The organism is Lysobacter sp. F60174L2, assembly GCF_052547135.1.
Genome location: NZ_JBQWRA010000006.1, coordinates 1 through 14,277, shown reverse-complemented (window position 1 = coordinate 14,277; position 14,277 = coordinate 1). Strand labels below are relative to the sequence as shown.

The window sequence follows — 14,277 nt, the reverse complement described above, 5'->3', positions numbered from 1 at the left end:
AGAAAGTGGACAACATGGAATTTCGGATTACGCACCTTCGAGTTGTGACCGCGGGCGGGACAGGCCCGGCCCGCAGTGTTCCGACTATGGCATAGGTCGGCACCGCGGTTCCGTGTCGACCGGCGGTTCAGGCGGCCCGTGCCAGCCTGCGCCGACATCCTCAGCCGGAGCGCCCCCATGCGCCAGACGCCGCTGTTGCCACTGATGCTCGCTGTCGCGGCGATGCCTGCCCTGGCCGCCGATCCCAGGCCGGAGATCGACCGGCCCGAATCCACCCCGCAGACGGTCGGCGTGGCCCATACCCTGCGCTCGATCCCCGAGGCCTGCGCCCGGATCGAGGGCGTCTTCACCGGACAGGCCGCCGAGCCGTACCGGTTCGCGGTCGTCCGCACCAGCCCGAACTGCCAGCCGCGCGCGCGCTTCGTCGATGTCGACAAGGTCAGGCCATCGACCGCCGATGGCTGGGTGTTCAACGACCTGATCAGCGTGCCGAACGCGGCCTGTCCGTCGCAGAAAGCGGTGGTGAAGGTCTGGCGCAAACCCGGTGCCTCGACATCGCCGGAACTCGACGCGCAGGGCAGCGCACGGATCTACCTGGGCGATGCCAGGCAGGCGGCGGAAGGCGACAAACTCGCGGCGATCCCGATGTTCGCCGCGTCGATGGCGGTCGAGGGCGAGTCCTGCGATTGAGCCGATTTCCCATCGCGACTTACGTCGCTCCTACAACAGCCCGCGGCCGGGGTTCCTGTAGGAGCGACGTAAGTCGCGACGGAGAGCCGGTCACCCCTCCCAACCCTCCAGCTTGCGCTCCACCCCCACGTTCCCCAGCTCCACGTACTTCGGCAACCCATCCCGCCCATACGGCGGCGGCGCCTCACCACGGATCAACGGCTCCAGGTAACGCCGCGCCTTGTCGGTGATGCCATACCCGTCGCGACGGATGAACCCCGCGGGCATCTTCTTCTCGTGGTTGGCCACCTTCGACAGCTTTGCTGCCTCGATCTTCCAGCGATACGGCGCGTCGGACGTGCGCACGATCACCGGCATCACCGAATTCATCCCCTTCAACGCGAACTCGACCGCGGCCTTGCCGACCGCCTGCGCCTGTTCCAGGTCGGTCTTCGAGGCGATGTGCCGCGCCGATCGCTGCAGGTAGTCGGGCAGGGTCCAGTGGACCTTGTAGCCAAGTGCGTCCTTGACCCGTCCGGCCAGGTGCGAGGCGACGCCGCCGAGCTGCGTGTGCCCGAACGAATCCTTGCCGCCGCCGGCATCGGCGACGAAGCGGCCGTCGGCGGTCTGGATACCCTCGCTGGCGACCACCACGCAGTAGCCGACGCGTTCGACCGTCGCCTTCACCCGCTTGAAGAAATCAGCCTCGTCATACGGCCGTTCCGGGAACAGGATCAGGTGCGGCGCCTGGTCCGGCCCGTTGCCCGCCAGTCCCGCCGACGCCGCCAGCCAGCCGGCGTGCCGGCCCATCGCCTCGTACACGAACACCTTGGTCGAGGTGTCCGCCATCGCCGCCACGTCCAGCGCCGCCTCGCGTACCGACACCGCGGTGTACTTGGCGGCCGAGCCGAAGCCGGGGCAGCAGTCGGTCACCGCGAGGTCGTTGTCGACCGTCTTGGGTACGCCCACGCAGGTCAGCGGGTAATCGAACTCGGCGGCCAGCTTCGAGACCTTCAACGCGGTGTCGGCCGAGTCGTTGCCGCCGTTGTAGAGGAACCAGCGCACGTCGTGGGCCCTGAACACATCGAGCAGGCGCTCGTATTTCGCCCGGTCCTCGTCCAGCGACTTGAGCTTGACCCGGCACGAGCCGAACGCGCCGCCGGGCGTATGGGCGAGCGCCCGGATCGCCGCGATCGACTCCTTCGAAGTATCGATCAGGTCCTCGCGCAAGGCGCCCAGGATGCCGTTGCGGGCGGCCAGCACTTTCACCTTTTTGGTGCGCGCGGCCTGGATCACCGCCGATGCGGTGGCGTTGATGACGGCGGTGACGCCACCGGACTGGGCGTAGAGCAGGGTTCCCGATGCCATGTGTTTTCCAGTGTGGGGGCCGGAGCGGGGGGCGGGATGCGCTAAACTGGGTCCCGTTTGCCCCGGCAGGGGGTCAGGTCGCTGCAGTGTAGCGCCGGCCCGTTGCGCCGCGGGTTCCAGCATTCAACAACGCATTCCCAGGAGCGACACGATGCGATTGGTACTTCTTGGCGCACCCGGCTCGGGCAAGGGCACGCAGGCAGCGCGGCTGAAGGAGCATCTGCAGGTGCCGCACATCTCCACCGGCGACCTGCTGCGCGCGGAAGTCGCCGCCGGCAGCAAGCTCGGACTGGAGGCGAAGGAAATCATGGCCCGCGGCGAGCTGGTCAGCGACGCGATCCTGCTGGGCATGCTCGAGGACCGCTTCTCGCGCGACGACACGAAGGGCGGCTTCATCCTCGACGGCTACCCGCGCAACCTCGCCCAGGCCGACGCGCTCAACGCGCTGCTGGAGCGGATCGGCCAGCCGATGGACGCCGCGGTGCAACTCGAGGTGCCGACCGAGCTGCTGGTCGAGCGCATCGCCGGCCGCGCCGCCGCCGAAGGCCGCGCCGACGACAGCCCGGAATCCGTCCGCACCCGCCTGCAGGTCTACAACGACCAGACCGCGCCGGTGGTCGATTTCTTCCGCCAGCACGGCAAGCTCAGCGTGGTCGATGGCGTGGGTTCGCTGGACGAGGTGTTCAACCGGATCGTCGGGGCGCTGGCACTGGTTCCCGCGGTCGGCTGAAAGAATCCACCTGCACGAATGAAACTGCACATCCTCGGCATCGCCGGCACCTTCATGGGCGGCGTTGCCGCGCTCGCGCGTGAACTCGGTCACGAAGTCGAGGGCAGCGACCAGGCGGTCTATCCGCCGATGTCGACCCAGCTGGAAACGCTGGGTATCGACCTGAAGCAGGGCTACGTGCCCGGCAACATTTCGCCGGATTGCGACCAGATCGTGGTCGGCAACGCGCTGTCGCGTGGCAACCCGGCGGTCGAGCAGGTGCTGGACGACGGCCGCAAGTACATCTCCGGTGCGCAATGGCTGGCGGAGAACGTGCTGCCCGGTCGCGACACGCTTGCGGTCGCCGGCACCCACGGCAAGACCACCACCAGCACCATCCTGACCTACCTGCTGCAGGCGGCCGGGCGCGAGCCGGGGTTTTTGATCGGCGGGGTGGCGGAGGATTTCGGGGTGTCGGCGCGCATCGGCAGCGGCCGCGGGTTCGTAGTCGAAGCCGACGAATACGACACCGCGTTCTTCGACAAGCGCAGCAAGTTCGTGCACTACCGGCCGCTGGTGGCGATCCTCAACAACCTCGAGTTCGACCACGCCGACATCTTTCCGGATGTCGCCGCGATCCAGCGCCAGTTCCATCACCTGGTGCGCACGGTGCCCCGTCGCGGGCGGTTGATCGTCAACGGCGAGGACGCGCGCCTGGCCGAAGTGCTGCAGATGGGTTGCTGGACGCCGGTGGAGACCTTCGGCCTCGATGCCAGCCTGCTGGCGCAGCCGCGCGACGGTGAACCCGCGGCGGCATTCAACTGGAGCGCGCGGCTGCTCGCCGAGGACGGCAGCGCGTTCGTCGTCATCCACGACGGCGCGGAACTGGGCGAACTCCACTGGCCGCTGCTCGGCCGCCACAACGTCATGAACGCGCTGGCCGCTTTGGCAGCGGTCAACGCGGTTGGTGGCGACGTCGCGGCTGTCCTGCCGTCGCTGGCGCAGTTCCGCAGCGTCAAGCGGCGCATGGAAGTGATCGGCCGCGCTCGCGGCATCACCGTCTACGACGACTTCGCCCACCACCCGACCGCGATCGCGACCACGCTGGCCGGATTGCGCGCGAAGGTTGCCGGCGCGCGAATCGTGGTGGCGATGGAACCGCGCAGCAATTCGATGCGACTGGGCGCGCACGCCGACGCGCTGGCGCCGTCGCTGGATGGCGCCGACACGGTGGTGTTCCTGCATCGCCCGGAACTGGCGTGGGACGCCGGCAAGGTCGTCGCCGACCTGCGCGGAGAAGGCGTGGCAGCGACCGATGTCGACGCGCTGATCGGGATCCTGCGTGAGCGCGTGGGCGAAGGCGACCACGTGGTGTTCATGTCCAACGGTGGCTTTGACGGCGCGCCGCGACGGTTCCTCGCAGCGTTGCAGGCGGACTGAGCCCGGCCGGATCCGTGCACCTCGACGAGGACGTCACCGGCGATCGCGCGGGCTGCGTTAGGCTGTCGTCGATGACGAACCCGTCCCGGTCCCGCCCCCTGCCGCTGTTCCCGCTGCCTACCGTGCTCGTGCCCGGGGCATCGCTCGGCCTGCGCATCTTCGAGCCGCGCTATCTCGACCTGGTCCGCGAATGCGGCCGCCACCAGTCCGGCTTCGGCATCTGCCTCGTGATCGATGGCGAAGCCGGCGGCGAGGCCGGCGCGGCGGCGGCCTACGGGACCGAGGCGCTGATCGAGGATTTCGACACCGGCGACGATGGCCTGCTGACCCTGCGCGTGCGCGGCGCGCGCCGTTTCCACGCGCGCCAGGTGCGGGTGCGCGACAACGGGTTGCAGATGGCCGATGTCGATTGGTGCGAGCCCGATCCGGTGGAGCCGCTGCGACCCGAGCACGGACTGCTCGCGAACCTGCTGCAGACCGTGCTCGAGCAGGTCGGTGGCGAACATGCCAAGGCCATGGACGCGCACATCGATGACGCCGCGTGGGTCGGCTGGCGCCTGGCCGAAATGCTGCCGCTGGAGGATGCGCAGCGCCAGCAGCTGCTGCAGGTCGACGATCCGCACGAGCGGATGGACCGGCTGCTGTCGTTGCTGCCGGACGCCTGAAGCCGCCGGGCGTGCGCGGCTACCGCCAGTCGGCGGTGCGCAGGCGCAGGACCCTCACGCCGCCGTGGGGATGCGGCATCTCGATCGTGTCGAATCCGGTGGTCGCCGATTGCACGGCATCGTGGGCTTCGCCGTCGTGCGGCACCGGCCGCCACAGCACCGCGGCTCCCAACGGCTTGCTGACCTGCAGAGTCTGGGTCGTGCCGAGCCACAGTGCGGTGCCGTCGGCCAGCGCCACCGGGGCCGGCCATAGCCGCAGGGCGTACTGCTCACCGGGCCGGGCGCCGTCGCGGAGCATCAGCAACGCCTCGGCGTGCGCATCCAGTGTGGCCGGCAGGACCACCTGGGCGTACTCGGGGGTGTCGTCGTCGAGCAGGGCAAGGGTCGCCACCCAGTCGGCTTGCGGCTGCACGCGCCATCCGGCTGACTGCAGCGCCTGCCGCAACGGTTCCAGCGGCCCTGCGACCTGCACATCCAGGGGCCAGCGCAGGCGCTCGTCGCCTTCATTGCGCCGCGCCGGCAGGGTCGACCAGTCCTGCTGCCACCAGTCGACCGTCGCGATCACGTCCGTCGGCGGCGCCACGCTGAACTTCGCCAGCAGGGTGTCGGCGGCCCGCGGCGCATGCCACGCCGCCGCCAGCGCGAACGTGCCATAGAACAGGATCGCCAGCGGCCGCATCCAGAACGAGCGGGCCACGTGGCTGCGATAGGCGATGCCGAGCACGAGCACCCAGGCCAGTCCGAACAGCGTGCCGCCGACCAGGTCGCTGGTCCAGTGCGCGCCCAGGTAAAGCCGCGCGAACGCGATCACGGTGGTGACCACGCCGGCCAGCAGGTACGGCCAGACCCGCTTGCGCCCGGGCAGTTCGCGGGCGATTAGTACCGCGAAGAAGCCGAACACGATCGTGGTCATCGTCACCGCGACCGACGGGAAACCGAAGCCGGCGGGCGCGGTCGGCGGCCGCGGCATCACGATCACCGCCTCCAGCAACGCCGTCAGCACCAGTCCGAACACCAGCGCCGCCAGCCAGTGCGCCGCGGCCATCCAGCGCCGTCGCCACAGCAGGTAGGCCAGTGCCACCGCCGCCGCCGCGCCCAGCACCTGGGCATCGCCGAGGCTGGCCAGGCCGGCCATCAGGCGGTCCGCCAGCGGGTTGCGCAGCGTCCACATCAGCTCGTGCAACTGGTGGTCGAGCGCGAGCGGGCCGCCGCTGGCCAGCAGCATCGCCAGCAGGGTGAACCAGATCCAGCTGATCGCCAGCAGGCAGGCGGCGAGCATCGCCAGCGAGGCCGACTCCGGCCGATTGGGGTCGATCAACGCGCCTGCGTAGCGACCCAGCCTTGGATGCATGCGCGTCCAGCGCAGCGCCCGGGCGAGCAGGGCGTCGGCATGTTCGGCGAACCAGCGCCAGGTGTAGAGCACGCCGGCCCAGACCAGTGCCACCGCCACCGCCATTGCACCCAGCGCCAGCGCCAGCCGGTCGGCGACCGAGGCCACCGCCTCGTAGGAGGCGCCGAGTACCCAGCCCGGTGCCAGGAACAGCGCCGCCCATGCCACGCAGGCGACCAGGCTGGGCACCGCATAGCGCCGCAACGGCATCCGCAACATGCCCGCGATCGCCGGCACGAACGGCCGCACCGCGCCGACGAAGCGTGCGATGAAAATGCTCTTGATGCCGTGCCGGCGGAAAAGCGATTCGCCGCGGTCGAGCCATTGCGGATAGCGCGCGAACGGCCAGCGCTGGCGCAGTTGCGGACCCCAGCGGTAGCCGATCCAGTAACTCAGCGAATCGCCGGCGAACGCACCCAGGGCGGCGCAGGCCAGCGCGTAGGGGCCGTCGATATGGCCCAGCCCGACCAGCGCGCCCACCGCGAACAGCAACGGCAGCGCGGGAACCACGATCCCGGCCACAACCAGCGCATCGCAGAACGCGACCATGAAGATCAGCGCGCCGGCCGCGACGGGGTTTGCGCTGATCCAGGAGGTCGCGCTTTCGATCCAGGCCGGGTTCATCGGGTAATTATGGCAGCGCGGACTGAATTTCCGTTGGCTCTGCGTGCCGGAATCCGCGCTTCGGCGTCCCGGCGTTACGTAGACTGTGCCGATGTCCGCCGACGCAATCCCCGATTCCGCGAACGAAGTCGCCGCACTCAAGTCCGACAGCTTCGGCCGGATCGCGCTGATGCGTGATGTCGATGGCCTGTTCGTGCGCCGCGACCTCGCCCACGTGCCGCTGTGGCTGCGCCTGCCGGCCTGGTGGCTGGCCCGCCGCGAAGCCGCCGCACTGCGGCAGGTCGATGGCCTGCCGGCGACGCCGCAGTTGTTGCGCTGGGACGGCCGCTGGCTCGATCGCAGCTACATGGCAGGCGCGGCGATGTACCAGCGCCCGCCGCATGGCGACCTCGCGTACTTCCGGCGGGCCCGCCGGCTGCTGCAGCAACTGCACCGGCGCGGCCTTGCGCACAATGACCTGGCCAAGGAAGCCAACTGGCTGGTGCTCGATGATGGCGCCCCGGCGATCATCGACTTCCAGCTCGCCACCCGCGGCAACCCGCGCGCGCGCTGGATGCGCCTGCTCGCCCGCGAGGACCTGCGCCACCTGCTCAAGCACAAGCGGACGTACTGCCGCGAGCACCTGACTCCGGTCGAGCGACGCGTACTGAAGCGCCATTCCTGGCTGCGCGACGCCTGGTTCGCGACCGGCAAGCCGGTCTATCGCTTCGTCACCCGCAAACTTCTGAAGTGGGAAGACAACGAGGGCCAAGGCCCAAAACCCTGACGCGGCACCCATACCCGCTCCCCTTGACTGTAGGAGCGACGTAAGTCGCGAACGCGCAGTGATCCGGTAGTCGAGCCAATCGATCCACGCCGATCCCCGCCGGATCAACCGACGGCTCGCGAACGAGGGCGCCGAGGCAACACTCGCATCGACCGCCCACTCTCCCCGCGTTCGCGACTCACGTCGCTCCTACAATGGCGGTCTACCCCTCACGGTCGGGAACCCTCGATGACGACCCTCTCCGGCAAGACTCTCTTCATCACCGGCGCGTCCCGCGGCATCGGCCGCGCGATCGCCCTGCGCGCAGCCCGCGACGGTGCCAATGTCGCGATCGCTTCCAAGTCCTCGGTCGCCAACCCGAAGCTGCCCGGCACCATCCATTCGGTCGCCGCCGAGGTCGAGGCGGCCGGCGGCCAGGCGCTGGCGCTCAAATGCGACATCCGCGACGAGGATGCGGTCGGCGCCGCGGTGGCCGCGACCGCCGACGCCTTCGGCGGCATCGACATCCTGGTCAACAACGCCAGCGCGATCTGGCTGCGCGGCGCGCTCGATACCCCGATGAAGCGCTTCGACCTGATGCAGCAGGTCAATGCCCGCGGCAGCTTCGTCTGCGCGCAGGCCTGCCTGCCGTGGCTGCTGCAGGCGCCGAATCCGCACATCCTCACCCTCGCGCCGCCGCCCAGCCTCGACCCGAAATGGTGGGCGCCGCATACCGGCTACACCCTGGCCAAGATGGGCATGAGCTTCGTCACCCTCGGGCTGGCGGCGGAGTTCGCTGGGCAGGGCGTCGCGATCAACGCGCTGTGGCCGCGCACGGTGATCGCCACCGATGCGATCAACATGATCCCCGGTGTCGATGCGGCGCGTTGCCGGACCCCGCGGATCGTCGCCGATGCGGCCCACGCGATCCTCGTGGCGCCAGCTTCCACGCGCACGGGCGAATTCCTGATCGACGAAGAGGTCCTGCGCGAAGCCGGCGTCGTCGACTTCAGCCAGTACGCGGTCGATCCCACCCGGCCATTGCTGCCGGACCTGTTCCTCGACTGATCGCCCTCCCGCACACCTTCCACGGAGACAACGATGCGCTACCTGCACGCCATGGTCCGGGTCCGTGACCTCGACGCCTCGCTGGAGTTCTTCCGCGACGGCCTCGGCCTGGTCGAAACCCGGCGACGTGACTACCCCGAAAGCCGCTTCACCCTGGTCTATCTCGGCGCCCCGAAAAACCCGGAGGCCGAGGTCGAACTGACCTTCAACTACGACGACGAGGACTACGGTTCGGCGCGCAACTTCGGCCACCTCGCGTTCGAGGTCGACGACATCTACGCCACCTGCGCGCACCTGCAGGCGCAGGGCATCACCATCAACCGGCCGCCGCGTGATGGCCGCATGGCGTTCGTGCGATCGCCCGACCTGATCTCAATCGAGTTGCTGCAGAAGGGCGAGGCGTGGCCACCGGCCGAGCCGTGGCTGTCGATGCCCAACAGCGGGAACTGGTAACGGCGCCTAGCCCATCCGCTTGGGCAACTGGTGGCCGCAGCCACGGCAATGCATGGCGTCGGGGTCATGGCCTTCCAGCCCGCATTCGGGGCAGCCGCGGTGGTCGTGGTGTCCATCGCCATGCGTAGCCTCGCGCAGGCTGCTGGCCAACTCCGCAGTGTAGATGCCGGTCGGTACCGCGATGATGCTGTAGCCGATCAGGATCAGCACCGAGGCGATGAGCCGCCCTAGCGGCGTTGCCGGCGACAGGTCGCCATAGCCGACCGTCGCCATCGTCACGATTGCCCAGTACATGCCGGTCGGGATCGTGCTGAACCCATGCTCGGGGCCCTCGATCACGAACATGATCGCGCCAAAGATCACCGCGATCGTCAGCAGCGCGCTCACGAACAGGAAGATCTTGCGCCGGCTGCGCCACAACGCGGTCATCAGCAGTCCGCCTTCCTCGACATACTGGGTCAGCTTGAGGATCCGGAACAGCCGCAGTACGCGCAGGATCCGCACCACCAGCAGCGCCTGGCTGCCGGGGAAAAGCAGCGACAGGTAGGTCGGCAGGATCGACAGCAGGTCGATGATGCCCCACAGGCTCAGCGCGTAGCGTAGTGGCCGACGTACCACCAGCAGGCGCATCACGTACTCGGCGGTGAACAGTGCGGTGAAGCCCCACTCGATCGCATAGAGGATCCGCGCGTGGTCGACATGCAGCCACGGATCGCTGTCGAGCATGATCACGATGACGCTGGCGAGGATCGCCACGATCAGCAACAGGTCGAAATTGCGCGACGGTGGAGTGTCGTGGCGATAGATGATCTCGAACCAGCGCCGGCGCCAGCCGGTTTCGGTCGCGGGATTTAGCTGCGGGCTGGACAACAGGCGCATTGCGGACCTCCGCGGTCATTGTGCCGCGGCCATCCGGATGGATCGCAGCGGCGTCGAATCGACGACAATAGAGCTTTCCCCCGCCGTTACGCGACCCATGCCTGCCAGCGATTTGCAGAACCTCCTCGAGCGCTACTATCTGCCCGTCTACCGGCCACGCGGGATCGTGCTTGATCACGGACGCGGTTCACGGCTATGGGATCGCGACGGTCGGGAATATATTGATTTCGGCGCCGGTATCGCGGTCAACGCACTCGGCCACGCCCACCCCGCGCTGGTCGAAGCACTGACCGCGCAGGCCGGCAAGCTGTGGCACACCAGCAACGTGTTCGTCAGCGAGCCGCCGTTGGAACTGGCGCGGGCACTGGTCGAAGCGGCCGGCTTCGCCGAGCGGGCGTTCTTCTGCAATTCCGGCGCCGAAGCCAACGAGGCCGCGATCAAGCTCGCGCGGCAGTGGGCGACCTCATGCGGCCGCGAGCCGGAACGCCGGGTGATCCTGAGTTTCCGCGGCAGCTTCCATGGCCGCACCCTCGCCGCGGTCACCGCGACGGCGCAACCGAAGTACCACGCCGGTTTCGAGCCGCTGCCGCCGGGCTTCCGCTACAGCGACTTCAACGACCTCGCGGGCGCCGAAGCGGCGATGGCCGCGGGCGATGTCTGCGCGGTGCTGGTCGAGCCGGTGCAGGGCGAGGGCGGGGTGACGCCGGCCAATGACGCGTTCCTGCACGGCCTGCGTGCGCTGTGCGATCGCCACGATGCACTGCTGGTATTCGACGAGATCCAGTGCGGAATGGGTCGTACCGGCCAGTTGTTCGCCTGCGACGGCTACGGCGTGCGGCCGGACGTGGTGACGCTGGCCAAGGCGCTCGGCGGTGGTTTTCCGATCGGCGCGATGCTGGTCGGCGCACGCGCCGCCGACGCGCTGCAGTTCGGCCAGCACGGCACCACCTTCGGCGGCAACCCGCTCGCCACCGCGGTTGCCGGCGCGGCGCTGCGTGAACTGTCGTCGCCGGCGCTGCTGGCGAATGTCGAGCAACAGTCGCAAGCCTTGCGCAATGGATTGGCGGCGCTCGAAGCGGAGTTCCGTCTGTTCAGCGAAATCCGCGGCCGCGGCCTGATGCTCGGTGCCCAGTTGCGCCCGGAACATGCCGGACAAGCGGGTGCGATGGTCGATCGTGCAATCGAGAACGGCCTGCTGATGCTGCAGGCCGGCCCGGACGTGCTGCGCTTCGTGCCGGCGCTCAACATCACCGATGCGGATATCGCTGAAGGCCTGGCACGGCTGCGCGCGACGCTCGCCGGATTTGCCGACGGCTGACGGCTACCGAGGCCGCGATCAGGCCAGTTCGCGGAACGCCGCCCGAGCGGCCTCGAGGGTCTGCGCGATCTCGGCCTCGCCATGCGCACTCGACATGAAGCCCGCTTCGAACGCCGACGGCGCCAGGTACACGCCGCGCTCGAGCATCGCGTGGAAGAACCGGCCGAACTTCGCCGCGTCCGAGCCCATCGAATCGGCAAAACTTTCGACCGGCCCTTCGCGGAAATACAGCCCGAACATGCCCGGCGCGCGGGTGGTGTGGAACGCCACCCCGGCCTCACGCGCGGCGGCTTCGAGGCCGTCGCACAGCGCATGGGTGCTGGCCTCCAGCGCGTCGTGGAAACCCGGTGCCTGGATCAGTTCCAGCGTCGCCAGCCCGGCCGCCATCGCCACCGGGTTGCCGCTCAGCGTACCGGCCTGGTAGATCGGTCCGCTCGGAGCAACCTGCGACATCAGCTCGCGGCGGCCGCCATAAGCACCGACCGGCATGCCGCCGCCGATGATCTTGCCGAACGTGCTGAGGTCCGGGGTGATGCCGTAACGCTGCTGCGCGCCGCCGAGCGCGACCCGGAAGCCGGTCATCACCTCGTCGAAGATCAGCAGTGCGCCATGCTTCGTGCACAGATCGCGCAGGTGCTGCAGGTAGCCGTCGCGCGGCAGGATGCAGTTCGCGTTGCCGACGATCGGCTCGATGATCAGCCCGGCGATCTCGCTGCCGATCTCGTCGAACAGCTTCGTGGCCGCATCGAAATCGTTGTACGGGATCGTCATGGTCAGGTCGGCCAGCGCGCCCGGCACGCCCGGCGAATTCGGCAGGCCCAGGGTCAGCGCGCCGCTGCCGGCCTTGACCAGGAAGCTGTCGCCGTGGCCGTGGTAGCAGCCTTCGAACTTGACGATCCGCGAGCGCTCGGTCGCGCCGCGCGCCACCCGGATCGCCGACAGCGTCGCCTCGGTGCCGGAGTTGACCATCCGCACCATCTCGCAGCTCGGTACGATCGCGGTGATCGCCTCGGCCATCGTCACTTCCAGCGCGTTCGGCACGCCGAAGCTGAGGCCGTCGCGCATCGTCGCGGCGACCGCATCGAGCACCTGCGGATGGGCGTGGCCGGCGATCATCGGACCCCACGAGCCGACATAGTCGATGTAGCGGTTGCCGTCGACATCGAACAGGAACGCGCCCTCCGCCCGGGCGGCGAAAAACGGTTCGCCGCCGACCGACTTGAACGCGCGCACCGGTGAGTTGACGCCGCCGGGAAGCAACTCGGAAGCGCGGGCGAACAGGGCGTGGGAGCGATCGTGGTTCATGCGGGACTCGGTCAGTGGGATGGGGTGAAGCAGGACAGATAGGCGCGGGTGGCGGCGCCGGGATCGGGTGCGTCGAATACGCCACTGATCACCGCAAGCAGGTCCGCGCCAGCGTCGACGAGGGAAGCCCCATTGTCCGGCGTGATGCCTCCGATCGCCACCAGCGGCACGCCCAGCGGCGCGGCAGCGGACAGCAGCCCGGGTTTCGCGACGCGCGCGTTCGGTTTGGTCGGGGAAGGAAAAAGCGCGCCGAACGCGACATAGTCGGCGCCGGCGGCGACCGCGTTGCGGGCCAACTCCAGGCTGTCGTAGCAGGAGGCGCCGATGATCGCATCCGGGCCGAGCGCCGCGCGCGCCGTGACGATCTCCCCGTCGTCTTCGCCGAGGTGCACGCCGTCGGCGCCGACCGCCGCGGCCAGCCGCCAGTCGTCGTTGACGATCAGCGGCACATCGTGGCGCGCGCAAGCCGCCTGCAGCAGCCGCGCCTGTCGCGCGCGCAGGCTCGCATCCGCGGACTTGTTGCGGTACTGCAACCATGTTGCACCCGCCGTCAGCACCACTTCCACGCGTTCGAGCAGGCGATCGCTGTCGGCCTCGTCGGGCGTGATGGCATACAGGCCGGAGGATTTCCGCGACAGCGCGGTGCGGGGCTGGTTCATAACGGAGCTTTCGTCGATGCGGGTGGGATGGGACAATGCGGGATCGTTCCCGCAGCCACCCATTATCCGACCATGTCCGAAGCCGCCACGACCACCGCGTTCCGCACCTGGATGTGCGTCGTCTGCGGCTTCATCTATGACGAGGCCAAGGGGTTGCCGGAAGAGGGGATCGAGCCCGGTACGCGTTGGGACGACATTCCAGACACGTGGACGTGTCCCGATTGCGGCGTGACCAAGGACGACTTCGAGATGATGGAGCTGTAGGCCGCAGCGCCCTCAAGGGCCTGCCGGAGCAGGAATGCCGGGCCCCAGCGTCAGCTCGCTCCCGTCCTGCAGCCCCAGCTTCTCCGCCACGCCGGCGTTGAGTTCCAGTACATAGCGGGCGGGTTCGTCGCTGGGATAGGAGGGGCAGGCGTTGCCGGCCGAACACGGCGGCACGTCGCGCTGCTGCGACACCAGTACGCGCGCATCGTCGAAGTACAGGATGTCCAGCGGGATCCGGGTGTTCTTCATCCAGTAGGCCTGCGGTTCCTCGCGATCATGGATGAACAGCATGCCGTGGTCCGCCGCCATCTCGTCGCGGAACATCAGGCCTCGGGCCCGCTCCGCGTTGTCGTCGGCGATCTCGACCGTGTAGCGCGAGCCGCCCAGCTCGACCCATAGATCGCTGCCCGAGGCGCAACCGGCTGCAAGCAGGGTGCAGCCGACCAACGTGCCTCGCATGACGCCCGGGAACCAACGCATCGGCCTTCTCCATCCAGACTGGGTAAGGCAGGAAGGTCGACCAGGCACCCGACCGCGTCAAGTCCCGACAGCCGCCCCGAAAAAAATTTCACATTGCCTCTTCCCGTAACGTTAACGGGTGTGCATAATGCGCGGCCCGCAACGACCGAAGCACTGGAAGCGGCGGGGGCAGCGGGATGAAAAAAGTGGTCGGGAAGGTGTTGACGGCCACGAAATCTGCTGTAAGATGTGCGGCTCACTC

15 protein-coding genes are annotated in these 14,277 nt (G+C 68.6%); 9 read left to right on the top strand and 6 right to left on the bottom strand.

Going from position 1 to position 14,277, the window contains the following annotated elements; translation table 11 throughout:
• The first annotated feature begins 177 nt into the window (after nucleotides 1-177).
• Nucleotides 178-690 (top strand): hypothetical protein, encoded by a 513-nt coding sequence (locus tag ACT9AS_RS14090; protein ID WP_445100794.1) that lies wholly within the window; start codon nucleotides 178-180, stop codon nucleotides 688-690.
• A gap of 90 nt (nucleotides 691-780) precedes the next feature.
• On the opposite strand, the gene ACT9AS_RS14085 is transcribed toward ACT9AS_RS14090, so the two are convergent.
• Nucleotides 781-2,037, bottom strand: a complete 1,257-nt coding sequence (locus ACT9AS_RS14085; protein ID WP_445100793.1) for a diphosphate--fructose-6-phosphate 1-phosphotransferase — start codon at nucleotides 2,035-2,037, stop codon at nucleotides 781-783.
• 151 nt (nucleotides 2,038-2,188) lie between these two features.
• Between ACT9AS_RS14085 and ACT9AS_RS14080 the strand changes: the two genes are divergently transcribed.
• The 3 genes from ACT9AS_RS14080 to ACT9AS_RS14070 all read left to right on the top strand — a co-directional run bounded on the left by ACT9AS_RS14080 (nucleotide 2,189) and on the right by ACT9AS_RS14070 (nucleotide 4,851).
• Entirely contained in the window at nucleotides 2,189-2,767 is a 579-nt protein-coding gene (locus ACT9AS_RS14080) for an adenylate kinase (RefSeq protein WP_445100792.1), read from the top strand.
• A gap of 18 nt (nucleotides 2,768-2,785) precedes the next feature.
• A complete protein-coding gene (gene mpl, locus ACT9AS_RS14075; protein ID WP_445100791.1) occupies nucleotides 2,786-4,186 on the top strand; it encodes a UDP-N-acetylmuramate:L-alanyl-gamma-D-glutamyl-meso-diaminopimelate ligase in 1,401 nt (466 codons plus the stop codon).
• A 71-nt stretch (nucleotides 4,187-4,257) separates the two neighbouring features.
• Nucleotides 4,258-4,851: an LON peptidase substrate-binding domain-containing protein gene (locus ACT9AS_RS14070; RefSeq protein ID WP_445100790.1), complete on the top strand. Its 594-nt coding sequence runs from the start codon at nucleotides 4,258-4,260 to the stop codon at nucleotides 4,849-4,851.
• Nucleotides 4,852-4,870: 19 nt separating this feature from the next.
• Here ACT9AS_RS14070 and ACT9AS_RS14065 read toward each other — a convergent pair whose 3' ends face one another.
• A complete protein-coding gene (locus ACT9AS_RS14065) occupies nucleotides 4,871-6,865 on the bottom strand; it encodes a VTT domain-containing protein (RefSeq protein WP_445100789.1) in 1,995 nt (664 codons plus the stop codon).
• 91 nt (nucleotides 6,866-6,956) lie between these two features.
• On the opposite strand from ACT9AS_RS14065, the gene ACT9AS_RS14060 reads away from it, so the two are divergent.
• The 3 genes from ACT9AS_RS14060 (at nucleotide 6,957) to ACT9AS_RS14050 (ending at nucleotide 9,131) form a co-directional block, all read left to right on the top strand.
• Nucleotides 6,957-7,631, top strand: coding sequence for a serine/threonine protein kinase (locus ACT9AS_RS14060; RefSeq protein ID WP_445100788.1), 675 nt, complete (start codon nucleotides 6,957-6,959; stop codon nucleotides 7,629-7,631).
• A 228-nt stretch (nucleotides 7,632-7,859) separates the two neighbouring features.
• A complete protein-coding gene (locus ACT9AS_RS14055; protein ID WP_445100787.1) occupies nucleotides 7,860-8,678 on the top strand; it encodes an SDR family oxidoreductase in 819 nt (272 codons plus the stop codon).
• 33 nt (nucleotides 8,679-8,711) lie between these two features.
• On the top strand, nucleotides 8,712-9,131 hold the full coding sequence (locus ACT9AS_RS14050) for a VOC family protein (protein ID WP_445100786.1): 420 nt from the start codon (nucleotides 8,712-8,714) through the stop codon (nucleotides 9,129-9,131).
• A gap of 6 nt (nucleotides 9,132-9,137) precedes the next feature.
• Here the strand turns inward: ACT9AS_RS14050 and ACT9AS_RS14045 are convergent, their stop codons facing one another.
• A complete protein-coding gene (locus ACT9AS_RS14045) occupies nucleotides 9,138-10,010 on the bottom strand; it encodes an ion transporter (protein ID WP_445100785.1) in 873 nt (290 codons plus the stop codon).
• Nucleotides 10,011-10,107: 97 nt separating this feature from the next.
• On the opposite strand from ACT9AS_RS14045, the gene ACT9AS_RS14040 reads away from it, so the two are divergent.
• The gene (locus ACT9AS_RS14040) at nucleotides 10,108-11,328 is read left to right on the top strand and encodes an acetylornithine/succinyldiaminopimelate transaminase (protein ID WP_445100784.1); all 1,221 of its coding nucleotides are present in this window, start codon (nucleotides 10,108-10,110) and stop codon (nucleotides 11,326-11,328) included.
• An 18-nt stretch (nucleotides 11,329-11,346) separates the two neighbouring features.
• Here the strand turns inward: ACT9AS_RS14040 and hemL are convergent, their stop codons facing one another.
• Nucleotides 11,347-12,633 carry a glutamate-1-semialdehyde 2,1-aminomutase gene (gene hemL, locus ACT9AS_RS14035; RefSeq protein ID WP_445100783.1) on the bottom strand — a complete coding sequence of 429 codons (1,287 nt, stop codon included), beginning with the start codon at nucleotides 12,631-12,633 and terminating at the stop codon, nucleotides 11,347-11,349.
• Between the two features lie 11 nt (nucleotides 12,634-12,644).
• Nucleotides 12,645-13,292 carry a thiamine phosphate synthase gene (gene thiE / locus ACT9AS_RS14030; RefSeq protein ID WP_445100782.1) on the bottom strand — a complete coding sequence of 216 codons (648 nt, stop codon included), beginning with the start codon at nucleotides 13,290-13,292 and terminating at the stop codon, nucleotides 12,645-12,647.
• Nucleotides 13,293-13,364: 72 nt separating this feature from the next.
• Between thiE and ACT9AS_RS14025 the strand changes: the two genes are divergently transcribed.
• Nucleotides 13,365-13,556, top strand: coding sequence for a rubredoxin (locus ACT9AS_RS14025; RefSeq protein ID WP_445100781.1), 192 nt, complete (start codon nucleotides 13,365-13,367; stop codon nucleotides 13,554-13,556).
• Nucleotides 13,557-13,568: 12 nt separating this feature from the next.
• Here the strand turns inward: ACT9AS_RS14025 and ACT9AS_RS14020 are convergent, their stop codons facing one another.
• Nucleotides 13,569-14,036 (bottom strand): DUF192 domain-containing protein, encoded by a 468-nt coding sequence (locus tag ACT9AS_RS14020; protein ID WP_445100780.1) that lies wholly within the window; start codon nucleotides 14,034-14,036, stop codon nucleotides 13,569-13,571.
• Between the last annotated feature and the right edge of the window lie 241 nt (nucleotides 14,037-14,277).

What these genes read in the sequence shown, in the direction of transcription:
- ACT9AS_RS14090 (WP_445100794.1), top strand. Translation starts at nt 178, where the DNA reads ATGCGCCAGACGCCGCTGTTGCCACTGATGCTCGCTGTCGCGGCGATG.
- ACT9AS_RS14085 (WP_445100793.1), bottom strand. Translation starts at nt 2,037, where the DNA reads ATGGCATCGGGAACCCTGCTCTACGCCCAGTCCGGTGGCGTCACCGCC.
- ACT9AS_RS14080 (WP_445100792.1), top strand. Translation starts at nt 2,189, where the DNA reads ATGCGATTGGTACTTCTTGGCGCACCCGGCTCGGGCAAGGGCACGCAG.
- mpl (WP_445100791.1), top strand. Translation starts at nt 2,786, where the DNA reads ATGAAACTGCACATCCTCGGCATCGCCGGCACCTTCATGGGCGGCGTT.
- ACT9AS_RS14070 (WP_445100790.1), top strand. Translation starts at nt 4,258, where the DNA reads ATGACGAACCCGTCCCGGTCCCGCCCCCTGCCGCTGTTCCCGCTGCCT.
- ACT9AS_RS14065 (WP_445100789.1), bottom strand. Translation starts at nt 6,865, where the DNA reads ATGAACCCGGCCTGGATCGAAAGCGCGACCTCCTGGATCAGCGCAAAC.
- ACT9AS_RS14060 (WP_445100788.1), top strand. Translation starts at nt 6,957, where the DNA reads ATGTCCGCCGACGCAATCCCCGATTCCGCGAACGAAGTCGCCGCACTC.
- ACT9AS_RS14055 (WP_445100787.1), top strand. Translation starts at nt 7,860, where the DNA reads ATGACGACCCTCTCCGGCAAGACTCTCTTCATCACCGGCGCGTCCCGC.
- ACT9AS_RS14050 (WP_445100786.1), top strand. Translation starts at nt 8,712, where the DNA reads ATGCGCTACCTGCACGCCATGGTCCGGGTCCGTGACCTCGACGCCTCG.
- ACT9AS_RS14045 (WP_445100785.1), bottom strand. Translation starts at nt 10,010, where the DNA reads ATGCGCCTGTTGTCCAGCCCGCAGCTAAATCCCGCGACCGAAACCGGC.
- ACT9AS_RS14040 (WP_445100784.1), top strand. Translation starts at nt 10,108, where the DNA reads ATGCCTGCCAGCGATTTGCAGAACCTCCTCGAGCGCTACTATCTGCCC.
- hemL (WP_445100783.1), bottom strand. Translation starts at nt 12,633, where the DNA reads ATGAACCACGATCGCTCCCACGCCCTGTTCGCCCGCGCTTCCGAGTTG.
- thiE (WP_445100782.1), bottom strand. Translation starts at nt 13,292, where the DNA reads ATGAACCAGCCCCGCACCGCGCTGTCGCGGAAATCCTCCGGCCTGTAT.
- ACT9AS_RS14025 (WP_445100781.1), top strand. Translation starts at nt 13,365, where the DNA reads ATGTCCGAAGCCGCCACGACCACCGCGTTCCGCACCTGGATGTGCGTC.
- ACT9AS_RS14020 (WP_445100780.1), bottom strand. Translation starts at nt 14,036, where the DNA reads ATGCGTTGGTTCCCGGGCGTCATGCGAGGCACGTTGGTCGGCTGCACC.